Source organism: Pseudomonas sp. Emmai (assembly GCF_055179735.1).
Genome location: NZ_CM143685.1, coordinates 5253261 through 5265420 on the forward strand (window position 1 = coordinate 5253261; position 12160 = coordinate 5265420).

General features: G+C 62.4%; 10 protein-coding genes. 7 read left to right on the forward strand and 3 right to left on the reverse strand.

The annotated features are described in order from the left end of the window. Positions 1 to 178: 178 nt before the first annotated feature. The gene (locus ACY4LX_RS24070; RefSeq protein ID WP_149661803.1) at positions 179 to 727 is read left to right on the forward strand and encodes an RNA polymerase factor sigma-70; all 549 of its coding nucleotides are present in this window, start codon (positions 179 to 181) and stop codon (positions 725 to 727) included. Positions 728 to 881: 154 nt separating this feature from the next. Here the strand turns inward: ACY4LX_RS24070 and ACY4LX_RS24075 are convergent, their stop codons facing one another. The 3 genes from ACY4LX_RS24075 to ACY4LX_RS24085 all read right to left on the reverse strand — a co-directional run bounded on the left by ACY4LX_RS24075 (position 882) and on the right by ACY4LX_RS24085 (position 3510). Next, positions 882 to 1895, reverse strand: a complete 1014-nt coding sequence (locus ACY4LX_RS24075) for a GNAT family N-acetyltransferase (protein WP_463258060.1) — start codon at positions 1893 to 1895, stop codon at positions 882 to 884. A gap of 100 nt (positions 1896 to 1995) precedes the next feature. After that, the gene (locus tag ACY4LX_RS24080) at positions 1996 to 2790 is read right to left on the reverse strand and encodes a substrate-binding periplasmic protein (RefSeq protein ID WP_178129280.1); all 795 of its coding nucleotides are present in this window, start codon (positions 2788 to 2790) and stop codon (positions 1996 to 1998) included. Positions 2791 to 2883: 93 nt separating this feature from the next. After that, positions 2884 to 3510 carry a TetR/AcrR family transcriptional regulator gene (locus ACY4LX_RS24085; RefSeq protein WP_463258061.1) on the reverse strand — a complete coding sequence of 209 codons (627 nt, stop codon included), beginning with the start codon at positions 3508 to 3510 and terminating at the stop codon, positions 2884 to 2886. A gap of 190 nt (positions 3511 to 3700) precedes the next feature. On the opposite strand from ACY4LX_RS24085, the gene ACY4LX_RS24090 reads away from it, so the two are divergent. From ACY4LX_RS24090 to ACY4LX_RS24115, 6 genes are all read left to right on the forward strand, one after another. Next, positions 3701 to 5491, forward strand: a complete 1791-nt coding sequence (locus tag ACY4LX_RS24090) for an acyclic terpene utilization AtuA family protein (RefSeq protein WP_463258062.1) — start codon at positions 3701 to 3703, stop codon at positions 5489 to 5491. Between the two features lie 12 nt (positions 5492 to 5503). Beyond that, positions 5504 to 6373: an SDR family oxidoreductase gene (locus ACY4LX_RS24095; RefSeq protein WP_149661807.1), complete on the forward strand. Its 870-nt coding sequence runs from the start codon at positions 5504 to 5506 to the stop codon at positions 6371 to 6373. Positions 6374 to 6376: 3 nt separating this feature from the next. Further along, positions 6377 to 7993 carry a geranyl-CoA carboxylase subunit beta gene (atuC, locus tag ACY4LX_RS24100; RefSeq protein WP_463258063.1) on the forward strand — a complete coding sequence of 539 codons (1617 nt, stop codon included), beginning with the start codon at positions 6377 to 6379 and terminating at the stop codon, positions 7991 to 7993. A gap of 136 nt (positions 7994 to 8129) precedes the next feature. Continuing rightward, positions 8130 to 9287, forward strand: coding sequence for a citronellyl-CoA dehydrogenase (gene atuD, locus ACY4LX_RS24105; protein ID WP_463258064.1), 1158 nt, complete (start codon positions 8130 to 8132; stop codon positions 9285 to 9287). Continuing rightward, positions 9284 to 10081, forward strand: coding sequence for an enoyl-CoA hydratase/isomerase family protein (locus ACY4LX_RS24110; RefSeq protein WP_149661810.1), 798 nt, complete (start codon positions 9284 to 9286; stop codon positions 10079 to 10081). Before atuD ends, ACY4LX_RS24110 begins: the two co-directional genes overlap by 4 nt. 59 nt (positions 10082 to 10140) lie before the next feature. Beyond that, positions 10141 to 12102 carry an acetyl/propionyl/methylcrotonyl-CoA carboxylase subunit alpha gene (locus ACY4LX_RS24115; protein ID WP_463258065.1) on the forward strand — a complete coding sequence of 654 codons (1962 nt, stop codon included), beginning with the start codon at positions 10141 to 10143 and terminating at the stop codon, positions 12100 to 12102. Positions 12103 to 12160 lie beyond the last annotated feature (58 nt).

Here is a 12160-nt window from a genome sequence, read left to right on the forward strand (position 1 = left end):
ACCCCAACAGCGACGGGCGCGACAGCGTGTCGCAGTTCGCACTCAGCATTTTTGCGGCGCATTAATTCTCTTTCTCAATTGACAATCATTATCATTCAACATAATTTGTCGCTCGATGTGTAGGACGGCTCCCCAACGCTTGTCGTCCCACAACCCTATTTGCAGCAAGGTGATTTCCATGACGGAACAAGTATCCACAAGCAGGTGCGATTCACCGCTACTTCAGGCCTTTGTCGACAACCGACTGATTCTGGTCAAAATTGCCGCCCGCATTACCGGCTGCCGCTCGCGAGCTGAGGACGTGGTGCAAGATGCGTTTTTCCGGCTGCAATCGGCGCCGCAGATCACGTCTTCGATCAAGGCCCAGCTCAGCTACCTGTTCCAGATCGTGCGCAACCTGGCGATCGACCACTACCGTAAACAGGCGCTGGAGCTGAAGTACTCCGGCCCTGAAGAAGAGGGTTTGAACGTGGTGATCCAGGGCGCTTCGCCGGAAACCTCGCACATCAACTTCTCGACCCTGGAGCACATCGCCGACGCGCTGACCGAGCTGCCGAGCCGCACGCGCTACGCGTTCGAGATGTACCGCTTGCACGGCGTGCCGCAAAAGGACATCGCCAAGGAACTCGGCGTCTCGCCGACCCTGGTGAACTTCATGATTCGCGACGCGCTGGTGCATTGCCGCAAAGTGTCGGGCAGTCGTGCGGATACGTTTGCCCGTCGTTGAGATCCGATATTTTCGTCGCCCCGTTCGCGGGCAAGCCTCGCTCCTACAGGTTTTGCGCCAACCCGCAATGGCACGGTTGGCGTTAAACCTGTAGGAGCGAGGCTTGCCCGCGAAGGCTGACTCAAGATCGATGCAAACCTTGAGTCATACCCCATCAAGCCAATTTGCACCGATCAAAAAACCGCTCACGCCCCAACACCATCAACGCCGCGCGCTTGTGCGGGAAGTCGAATTCTTTCTCGCAGTGGAAACACTGGTTGTGCAGGTGCCCGATCATCTTTGCGTTGTCGGCGCGGGGTTCGGCGACGACTTTCTGCGTGCGCGGATCGTCGAGGAACAGGTAATGCACCAGCGCCGATAACCAGCTCGCCACCTTGTGCGGGCCGCGGTGCGCTTCTTCACCCACCAGCATGTGAATGCCGCGGTCGTAATCGCCGGCGTCGTAGAACGGCGCGATGCGATCTTCCTTGGCCCAGTAGGCTTCAAAGTACGCAAATGGCTGATCATCGAAACAACCGATCAGCGTCAGCGTGTGCGGATCGGCGTCGAGCTTGCTCAGGTATTCGCGATGTTTGTCGAGACTGCCCTCCTCCTGCCAGAAACTGGCCACCCGCGGGCTGTTCTGCCAGCGATTGAAACGCGGCAAATCCTGTTCGATTTCGACCGTGCGCAACGACACCCACGCACCCAGGCGCGCATCGAAACGTCGATAGACTTCGCCGCGCGGTTTGGCCGGGCGCAAGGGATGACGCTTGCCGCCGCTGCTGACCATCTGCTGCGGATAGCTGCCCGTCAGCGATTCGCCGAGCCACGGCTGCGGCAACTGCCAGAACAGGGTGCGTTCGCAGCGGTACTCGCCCGCCGTTTCGGTCGGGATCAGCAAACCGCTGAACAGCGCTTCGGTGGGCGCCTCGTCCAGGCGCCAGGTCAGGCGCTGGCACGCCGGATCCCGGGCAAACAGCCAATAACAGGCGGCCCAGAAAGCTTGACCCGCTGGCAAGCCGAAGCGTTCGTCGACTTCGATATGCAACGCGGGTTCACGACTCAGGCGCAAGCGGATCAGCGGCTGCCCTTCCAGGGTGAGGCTCAGGCGGCTTTCGGTTTCATCGGCTACAAGACTGCGCCCTGACGGCAAGGCCAGGGCAGTCAGGTCATTCAGATTGGACATGGGTCGGGCTCACAGTAATCGTCGACAGTTCAACGATGTGACGTGAGCCGGAGCGGGAAATTTAAGCGAACGCGTTAAATCCGCGACCTGCGGCAGGTTTTCAGGATTTTGGCACCGGCACCACGGCAATCTTGTACGGCTGGAAGATCTTCAGCATCTGGCCGTTATCACGCAAGCCTTGCAGCAATTTGCTGAATGCCGGGCCACTGATCGGCGCGGCCGGGCTGAGCAGCGCGTAGTGGTGATAGACCTGATCGATGCGCTGGGACACCAGCAGTTGATCAGCGACTTGCTCGTTGCGCAGCAGGTAATCGCTCAGGTAAGAGCGCGTGACCAGAGCAATGTCGGCCCGGTCGCGCAAGACCATCAGCAGGTTGCTGTCATGGGAATAGGTCAGCGTGGCGTTGAAGTTCTGCGCGAGGAATTTCGGGTCGGCGTTAAAGTTGGCGAACTCATAGTGATAGCCGCTGAACAAGGCCAGGCGCTTGCCCGTGAGGTCGGCAAAATAGCTCTCGTGGCGCTCGGGTTTGCGTTGGGCGACAAAAATCTCGGCGTCTTCCAGGCCCATGTCGACGGTGGTGTGAGGAATCTCCTTCCAGCCCCAATCCGGGTTCTCGAAGATCGCCATGTCCACCCGACCTTGCTTGAAATCGCCGAAACGCCGGGGGATGGAGGTCGGCACCAGCACGAACTGGTAATCGGTTTGCAACTGGTTCAAGGCTTCCACCAATTGCGGCAGCAGGCCCGTGTCGGCGCCGGACTCCGGGCGCACGGTGTAAGGCGGGAAATGTGCAGCACCGACCCGCACCAGTTGTGCCGCCTGGGACGGCAACACCCATAGCACCGCTAATGCCGCCAGCAAGAGCCGCGACACCGTCCACATTGGCGAAGACATCAAAACAACCCACTCCCCAAATAAAATACGCATCAATGCATTCAAGCTAGGCGGTTTCGCCTACTTAGCCAGTTTATCGTCGAGATAGACGTCTCACGGCTTCTCTTCAAGCACCAGAATCAACGCCTCTTCGGCCAATTGCTCAAGGCTCATGCTGCCGCCGGCGCGAAACCAGGTGGTGGTCCAGGACAAGGCGCCCGTCAGGAACCGCCGGGTGATGAACACATCACCGCGGATAAAACCGGCTTCCTTGGCTTCCCCGAGCACCTGCAGCCAGATCGCTTCATAGATGTCCCGCAGCGCCAGCACCTGGACCTGGCCGTCTTCGGACAGCGAACGCCATTCGTAGACCAGCACCGCCATGGCTTCGCCGCTGCCGCCCATGATCGACTGCAATTCGCAGCGGATCAGCGCCAGCACCCGCTCGCGCACGTTGCCGGCCTCGGCCAGGGCCGCTTGCATCAACGCGGTGTTGTAGCGAATGGTCTCTTCCATCACGGCGCGCAGGATCTCGTCCTTGCTTTTGAAGTGATGAAAAATACTGCCCGACTGAATGCCCACCGCGCCGGCCAGGTCGCGCACCGTGGTGCGTTCATAGCCTTTATTGCGGAACAGGTGAGCCGCCACTTGCAGCAGTTTGCCGCGGGCGCTGTCCGGGTCGGTCAATTGGCCGTTGTCGACCAATTCGCGCATCACCCCGAGGGCTTTTTGCTCGTCCACCCGTTATCTCCTACAGTCGTTCAGTCAAATGCGCCCTTCGCCGCTAAAACAGCGGGGTTGCGCGGGCAATTTAAGCTGGCCGGGACGACCAAGCAAGCGCTTGGGCCGAAGATATTTCAGGCGTTTACAAACCAAGCGCTTGCTTGGTAGTCTCGGAGCACTTCTGTCGGAGCTGAGCATGGAGTCGACTGTGCCAAAAACAATCCGCATCGGTTGCGCCAGTGCCTTCTGGGGCGACACCTGCACCGCCGCTGCGCAACTGGTGCAAGGCGGGCGCCTGGACTATCTGGTGTTCGATTACCTGGCCGAGATCACGATGTCGATCATGGCCGGCGCCCGGATGAAAGATCCCCAGGCCGGCTACGCCACTGACTTCATCGAAGTCCTCGGTCCTTTGCTGCCACAACTCGCCGAACAGAAGATCCGCGTCATCAGCAACGCCGGCGGGGTCAACCCGCAGGCCTGCGCCGCCGCCCTGCAAGCGGCGTGCGACAAGGCCGGGGTGGCACTGAAGATTGCCGTGCTGCTGGGCGACGACCTGCAACCACAGTTCAAACAACTCGCCAGCCAAGGCCTGCGCGAGATGTTCAGCGGCGCGCCGTTGCCGCCGATGTGCGTGTCCACCAACGCCTACCTCGGCGCGCCGGGCATCGTCGAAGCCCTGCGCCTGGGCGCGGACATCGTGATCACCGGCCGGGTGGTCGACAGCGCCGTGGTCAGCGCCGCACTGGTGCGTGAATTCGGCTGGTCGTGGCACGACTACGACAAACTGGCCCAGGCCGCGCTGGCCGGGCACATCATTGAGTGCGGCGCCCAGTGCACCGGCGGCAATTTCACCGACTGGCGCGAGGTGCCCGACTACGAGCACATCGGCTTCCCCATCGTCGAAGTCAGCGCCGACAGCCAGTTCATCGTCAGCAAACCCGAGGGCTCCGGCGGATTGGTCACGCCGCTGACCGTCGGCGAGCAAATGCTCTATGAAATCGGCGACCCACGGGCCTATCGGCTGCCGGATGTGGTCTGCGATTTCAGCCAGGTCAAGCTTCAGCAACAGGGCAAGCATGGGGTGCAGGTCCACGGCGCGAAAGGCTTGCCGCCGACCGATCAATACAAGGTCAGCGCCACTTACCCCGACGGTTTCCGCTGCACCGCCAGTTGCCTGATCGCCGGCATCGATGCGGTGGACAAGGCACGGCGGGTCAGCGCAGCGATCATCAACAAGACGTCAGAGATTTTCAGCCAGCGCGGCTGGGCACCCTACAGCGAAGTGAACATCGAACTGCTCGGCAGCGAAGCCACCTACGGCCCCCACGGCCAGCGCCACGACAGCCGCGAAGTGGTGATCAAACTCGCCGTGCGCCACCCGAGCAAACAGGCGCTGATCGTGTTCTCCCGGGAAATCGCCCAGGCCGCCACCGGCATGGCACCCGGGTTGACCGGGATCGTTGGCGGGCGGCCTTCGGTGTATCCGTTGATCCGGCTGTTCTCGTTCCTGATCGACAAAAACGCCTGCACGCTGGAGATTGAACTCAACGGTCAGCGCCATGCCTGCGCCCTGCCCAGCCTCGATCCGCTGGACACCGACGCCCTGCCCGCCCCGCATGAACTGCCCAAGCCCCTGGGCCGGGCCGACGCCAGCGTGGCACTGGTCAAACTCGCGGTGGCGCGCTCCGGCGACAAGGGCAACCACAGCAACATCGGGGTCATGGCGCGGCAGCCGCAGTTCCTGCCCTGGATCGCCGAAGCGCTGACACCGGAAGTGATCGTCGACTGGATGAGCCACGTGCTCGACCCGGTCCACGGCCGTGTCGAGCGCTGGTACCTGCCCGGCACCCACAGCTTGAATTTCCTGCTGGAAAACGCCCTCGGCGGTGGCGGCGTGGCCAGCCTGCGGATCGATCCGCAAGGCAAGGCCTTCGCCCAGCAACTGCTGGAGATCCAGATTCCGGTGCCCCAGAGCATCGCCGACCAGGTCAACTAGAGGACCGCTGCCATGGCTTACGACTCGATTTTCAAACCCGACCTGTTCGCCGGCCACACCATCATCGTCACCGGCGGCGGCAGCGGCATCGGCCGTTGCACCGCCCACGAACTCGCAGCCCTCGGCGCCCATGTGCTGCTGGTGGGGCGTAACGCCGACAAACTGCGCAACGTCGCCACCGAGATCGCCGAGGACGGCGGCAAGGCGGACTGGAAGACCTGCGATATTCGCGAGGAAGAAGCGGTCAAGCATCTGGTCAGCGAGTTGATCCGCCTGTTCGGACCGATCCATGGCCTGGTCAACAACGCTGGCGGCCAGTTCCCGTCGCCCCTGGCCTCGATCAATCAGAAAGGTTTCGAAACCGTGATGCGCACCAACCTGGTGGGCGGTTTCCTGATGGCCCGGGAAGTGTTCAACCAGTCCATGAGCAAACACGGCGGGGCCATCGTCAACATGCTCGCCGACATGTGGGGCGGCATGCCCGGCATGGGCCATTCGGGGGCATCGCGCTCGGGCATGGACAACCTGACCAAGACCGCCGCGTTCGAATGGGGTTATGCCGGGGTGCGGGTCAACGCCGTGGCGCCGGGCTGGATCGCCTCCAGTGGCATGGACACTTACGAAGGCGCGTTCAAGGCCGTGATCCCGACCCTGCGCGAACATGTACCGCTCAAGCGTATCGGCACCGAATCGGAAGTGAGTGCGGCGATTGTGTTCCTGCTCAGCCCGGCGGCGGCGTTCGTCAGCGGCAGCACCTTGCGCATCGATGGCGCCGCGAGCCTGGGCGGTCGGGCGTGGCCGATTCACAAGGCGCAGAACAGTGAGTCGTACAACGGCTTCCATCGCGCCTATTTGCCGGACGTACTCAAGGACAAGGAATAAACCATGCCGGTGATCGAGTCCCAGATCGACCCTTTCAGCGAACAGTTCAAGCAAAACCGTGCAGCGATGCTGGTGGGTATCGAGCATATCCGTCAGCTCGAACAGAATTTGCTGAACAAGGCCTTGGAGGCCAAAGCCAAGTTCGACAAGCGCGGGCAATTGCTGCCCCGTGAACGCCTCAATCTATTGCTCGACCCCGGCGCACCGTTCCTCGAACTGGCAAGCCTGGCCGGCTACAAGCTGCACGACGACAAGGATGGCAGTTCGGCCGGCGGCGGCTTGATTGCCGGGATCGGCTACGTGTCCGGCGCACGGGTGCTGGTGGTGGCGAACAACAGCGCGATCAAGGGCGGGACCATTTCCCCCAGCGGTTTGAAAAAATCCCTGCGCCTGCAACAGATCGCCATGGAAAACAAACTGCCGGTGATCACCCTCGCCGAAAGCGGCGGCGCCAACCTCAATTACGCCGCCGAGATTTTCATTGAAGGCGCGCGCAGCTTTGCCAATCAGGCGCGGATGTCCGCCATGGGTTTGCCGCAGATTACCGTGGTGCATGGCTCGGCCACCGCCGGCGGCGCCTATCAGCCGGGGTTGTCGGATTACGTGGTGGTGGTGCGCGGCAAGGCCAAGCTGTTTCTCGCCGGCCCGCCGCTGCTCAAAGCCGCCACGGGCGAAGTCGCCACCGATGAAGAATTGGGCGGCGCCGAAATGCACGCGCAAACCGCCGGCACCGCCGAATACCTGGCGGAAAACGATGCCGACGGTGTGCGCCTGGTGCGCGAGATTGTCAGCCTGATGGCGTGGAACGAGCAGTTGCCCTGGCTGCCCGAACCGCAGTGGAAAGAACCGCTCTACCCCATCGACGAACTGCTGGGGCTGATCCCGGATGACCCGAAAAAACCCTACGACGTGCGCGAAATCATCGCCCGGATTGCCGACGCCTCGAACTTCCTGGAATTCAAGGGCGAGTTCGATCAACAGACGATTTGCGGCCATCTGAAAATCCAGGGCCGCGCTTGCGGGTTTATCGGCAATAACGGCCCGATCACACCGAAGGGCGCAAGCAAGGCGGCGCAGTTTATTCAGCTGTGCGACCAGAGCCAGACGCCGCTGCTGTTTTTCCACAACACTACCGGGTTCATGGTCGGTACCGAATCGGAGCAGCAAGGGGTGATCAAGCACGGCGCGAAAATGATCCAGGCGGTGGCCAATGCCCGGGTGCCCAAACTGACCATCGTCGTCGGCGGTTCCTACGGCGCCGGCAACTACGCGATGTGCGGCCGTGGCCTGGACCCGCGTTTCATTTTTGCCTGGCCCAACAGTCGCACCGCCGTGATGGGTGGCGCCCAGGCCGGCAAGGTGCTGCGGATCGTCACCGAGGCCAAGCAGCTCAAGGACGGTTTGGTGCCGGACCCGAAAATGCTCGACATGCTGGAGCAGGTCACTGCGCAGAAACTCGACAGCCAATCCACCGCGCTTTATGGCAGCGCCAGTTTGTGGGACGACGGGCTGATCGATCCGCGGGATACCCGGACCTTGCTCGGTTACTTGCTGGACATTTGCCACGAGGCCGAGGTTCGGCCGCTGCAAGCCAACAGTTTTGGTGTCGCCAGATTTTGATCGTTTGATCGTTCCCACGCTCTGCGTGGGAATGCAGCCCGGGACGCTCCGCGTTCCAAAGCGGACGCAGAGCGTCCATAGAGGCGTTCCCACGCTGAGCGTGGTAACGATCATGGATATAAGGAGAACAATAAAAATGATCTTCACCCAGGAACACGAAGCACTGCGCCGCACCGTTCGCCAGTTTGTCGATCACGAGATCAATCCGCACGTCGAAGCATGGGAAAAGGCCGGACGCTTTCCGATCCATGAGATTTTCCGCAAGGCCGGCGACCTCGGTTTGCTGGGGATTTCCAAGCCGGAGAAGTTCGGCGGCATGGGCCTGGACTACAGCTATTCGATCGTCGCCGCCGAAGCGTTCGGCACCATTCATTGCGGCGGGATTCCGATGTCCATCGGCGTGCAGACCGACATGTGCACCCCGGCCCTGGCCCGCTTCGGCTCCGATGAGTTGCGCGAAGAATTCCTGCGCCCGGCGATCACCGGCGAGCAGGTCGGTTGCATCGGTGTCTCGGAAGTCGGCGCCGGTTCCGATGTCGCCGGGCTGAAAACCACCGCGCGCAAGGACGGCGACGACTACGTGATCAACGGCAGCAAGATGTGGATCACCAACTCGCCGAGCGCCGATTTCATTTGCCTGCTGGCCAACACCTCGGACGACAAACCCCACGTCAACAAGTCGCTGATCATGGTGCCGATGAACACGCCCGGCATCAGCCTGAGTTCGCACCTGGACAAGCTCGGCATGCGCAGCTCGGAAACCGCCCAGGTGTTTTTCGACAACGTGCGCGTGCCGCAACGCAACCGCATCGGCCATGAAGGCGCGGGGTTCATGATGCAGATGTTGCAGTTCCAGGAAGAACGCCTGTTCGGCGCGGCGAACATGATCAAGGGCCTGGAATACTGCATCGACAGCACCATCGAGTACTGCAAGGAACGCAAGACCTTCGGCAACGCGCTGATCGACAACCAGGTGATTCACTTTCGCCTGGCCGAACTGCAAACCGAAATTGAATGCCTGCGGGCGCTGGTCTATCAGGCCACCGAGCAGTACATCAAAGGCCAGGACGTCACGCGCCTGGCGTCGATGGCCAAACTCAAGGCCGGACGCCTGGGCCGGGAAGTCAGCGACAGTTGCCTGCAATATTGGGGCGGCATGGGCTTCATGTGGGACAACCCGGTAGCCCGGGCTTACCGCGATGTGCGGCTGGTATCGATTGGCGGCGGCGCCGACGAAATCATGCTGGGGATCATCTGCAAACTCATGGGCACCCTGCCGGGGAAAAAGAAATGAACAGCCTGCCGGTTTGCCAGACGCTGTTGCTCGAACTGCACAACGGCGTGCTGCACATCACCCTCAACCGCCCGGAAAGCCGCAACGCCATGAGCTTGCAGATGGTCGCCGAATTGCGCGCGGTGCTGGCGGCGGTACGCGATGACCACGCGGTTCGCGCCCTGGTGATTGGCGGTGCCGGCGGGCACTTCTGCGCCGGTGGCGACATCAAGGACATGGCCAACGCCCGCGCCCAAGGGCCGGAGGCTTATCGCGACTTGAACCGGGCATTCGGTGCCTTGCTGCAAGAAGTGCAGCACGCGCCGCAAGTGGTGATCACCGTGCTGCAAGGCGCGGTGCTGGGCGGTGGTTTTGGTCTGGCGTGCGTCAGCGACGTGGCGCTGGCCGATCATCAGGCCCAGTTCGGTTTGCCGGAAACCAGCCTCGGCCTGCTGCCGGCGCAGATCGCGCCGTTCGTGGTCCAGCGCATCGGCCTGACCCAGGCCCGGCGGCTGGCCCTGACGGCGGCGCGGTTCGATGGCACTCACGCGCGTCGCATGGGCCTGGTGCATTTTGTCGAACACGACGCGCAAGCCCTGGCCGAGCGCCTCGAAGAGGTGTTGGCCCATGTCTTGTGCTGCGCGCCGGGGGCGAATGCCTTGACCAAAAAACTGTTGCTGGCGAGCGCCGGGCAACCTTCCGATGCCTTGCTGGATCAAGCGGCGCAGTGGTTCAGCGAAGCGGTGTCCGGGGTTGAAGGGGTCGAGGGGACGATGGCTTTTGTGCAAAAACGTAAGCCGGGGTGGGCCCTGTAGGAGCGAGGCTTGCCCGCGAAGAGGCCGTCACATCCACCGCAAAACCAAGGGAATAAGCCATGCCCGGATTCAACAAAATCCTGATTGCCAACCGCGGTGAAATCGCCTGCCGCATCCAGCGCACCGCCCAGGCCCTGGGCTACCGCACTGTCGCCGTATTCAGCGACGCCGACGCCGATGCCCTGCACGTGCAAATGGCCGACGAAGCCGTGAACATCGGCCCGGCCCCGGTGCAGCAGTCCTACCTGAATATTCCGGCCATCATAGACGCCGCCCGCCGCACCGGCGCCGATGCAATCCATCCCGGCTACGGTTTCCTCTCGGAAAACCCCGGGTTCGCCCTTGCCTGCCAACAGGCCAACATCACCTTCATCGGCCCCAGCCCCGAAGCCATCGAGTTGATGGGCAGTAAACGCCTGTCGAAACTCGCCATGCTCGCGGCCGGCGTGCCTTGCATCAAAGGCTATCAAGGCGCCGAGCAGGACGACGCCACCCTGAGCCGCGAAGCCGAACGCATCGGCTATCCACTGATGATCAAGGCCAGCGCCGGCGGTGGCGGACGCGGCATGCGTCTGGTCCACGACGCCAGTCACTTGTTGGAGCAGTTGCGCACCGCACGGTCCGAAGCCCTGCACGGGTTTGGCCATGACGAGCTGATCCTTGAGCAAGCGCTGATCGATCCGCGCCATGTCGAGGTGCAAGTGTTCGGCGACCAGCATGGCAACCTGATCTACCTCGGCGAACGCGACTGTTCGATCCAGCGCCGGCACCAGAAAATCATCGAGGAAGCGCCCTGCCCCGTCATGACGGCCGACCTGCGCCAGGCCATGGGCGAAGCGGCGCTCAAGGCCGGGCGAGCGGTGAACTATGTCGGCGCCGGCACCGTGGAATTCCTGCTGGATGCTCGCGGGCAGTTTTACTTTCTGGAGATGAACACCCGGCTGCAGGTGGAACACCCGGTGACCGAACTGATCACCGGCCTCGACCTCGTTGCCTGGCAGTTGCACGTCGCCGAAGGCTTGCCGCTGCCGCTGCGCCAGGAGGAAGTGCAGCTCAACGGACATGCCCTGGAAGTGCGCCTGTACGCCGAAGACCCGGCCCGGGGTTTCCTGCCGCAGACCGGGCAGATCAGTGCCTGGGAACCGGCGATGCACGGTGGCGTGCGCATCGACCATGGCCTGATCGACGGCCAGCACATCAGCCCCTTCTACGACCCGCTGCTGGGCAAGCTGATCGCCCACGGCGCCACCCGCGAAGAAGCCCGGCGCAAGCTGCTGCGAGCGGTGCAGGACTGTGTGTTGCTGGGGGTGCAAAGCAATCAGCGCCTGCTCGCCAGCCTGCTGCAACACCCGCAATTTATCCGCGGTGAATTCGGCACCGGGTTTATCCCGACGCATTTTTCCGACCATCCTTGCCTGCACGCCCATGTTCCGAGCGCTGAAGAACTGGCGATCGCGGCGGCGCTGCTCTATCACGCCTGTGCGCAACAGCACCGCGCGCCATTGGCCGGTTGGCGCAACAACGCCAGTGTGCCGCTGCACTACCGCCTCGGAGTGGAAGACAAGGACTGGGCCGTGGAACTGAACGCGGTGCCGGACGAGCCCTACCGGCTACAGGTCGGCGAGCGGAAACTCGCCCTGAAAATGATTCATTGCGACGGACACCAGGCCACCCTGGAAATCGACGGCATCCGCCAGCGCCACGCCTATCGCCTCGACGCCGGGCAACTGTGGCTGTTCACCCGCCCCGGCAGCCTGCGCCTGGAAGATCGCACCCAGTTACCGGTCAGCAGTCAGGCCAGCATCAGTTCCGGCACACTCAAGGCGCCGATGGACGGAGCGATCGTCGATGTGCTGGTCAGTGAGGGCAGCCCGGTCAGCAAGGGCCAGCTCCTGGTGGTGCTGGAGGCGATGAAAATGGAACATCCGCTCAAATCCGGCATCGACGGCGTGCTTAAACGGTTGCAGGTACGGGTCGGCGATCAGGTCAAAAATCGCCAGATTTTGCTGGAGGTCGAATAAGGCGCTAGGCGGATCCGCCGGGTTTGGCTACGCTCAAGCCCTATCAGCACGCGGATAC

Bases quoted from the DNA above. Each gene is read 5' to 3' on its own strand.
- ACY4LX_RS24070 (WP_149661803.1), top strand. From the start codon at position 179: ATGACGGAACAAGTATCCACAAGCAGGTGCGATTCACCGCTACTTCAG.
- ACY4LX_RS24075 (WP_463258060.1), bottom strand. From the start codon at position 1,895: ATGTCCAATCTGAATGACCTGACTGCCCTGGCCTTGCCGTCAGGGCGC.
- ACY4LX_RS24080 (WP_178129280.1), bottom strand. From the start codon at position 2,790: ATGTCTTCGCCAATGTGGACGGTGTCGCGGCTCTTGCTGGCGGCATTA.
- ACY4LX_RS24095 (WP_149661807.1), top strand. From the start codon at position 5,504: ATGGCTTACGACTCGATTTTCAAACCCGACCTGTTCGCCGGCCACACC.
- atuC (WP_463258063.1), top strand. From the start codon at position 6,377: ATGCCGGTGATCGAGTCCCAGATCGACCCTTTCAGCGAACAGTTCAAG.
- atuD (WP_463258064.1), top strand. From the start codon at position 8,130: ATGATCTTCACCCAGGAACACGAAGCACTGCGCCGCACCGTTCGCCAG.
- ACY4LX_RS24110 (WP_149661810.1), top strand. From the start codon at position 9,284: ATGAACAGCCTGCCGGTTTGCCAGACGCTGTTGCTCGAACTGCACAAC.
- ACY4LX_RS24115 (WP_463258065.1), top strand. From the start codon at position 10,141: ATGCCCGGATTCAACAAAATCCTGATTGCCAACCGCGGTGAAATCGCC.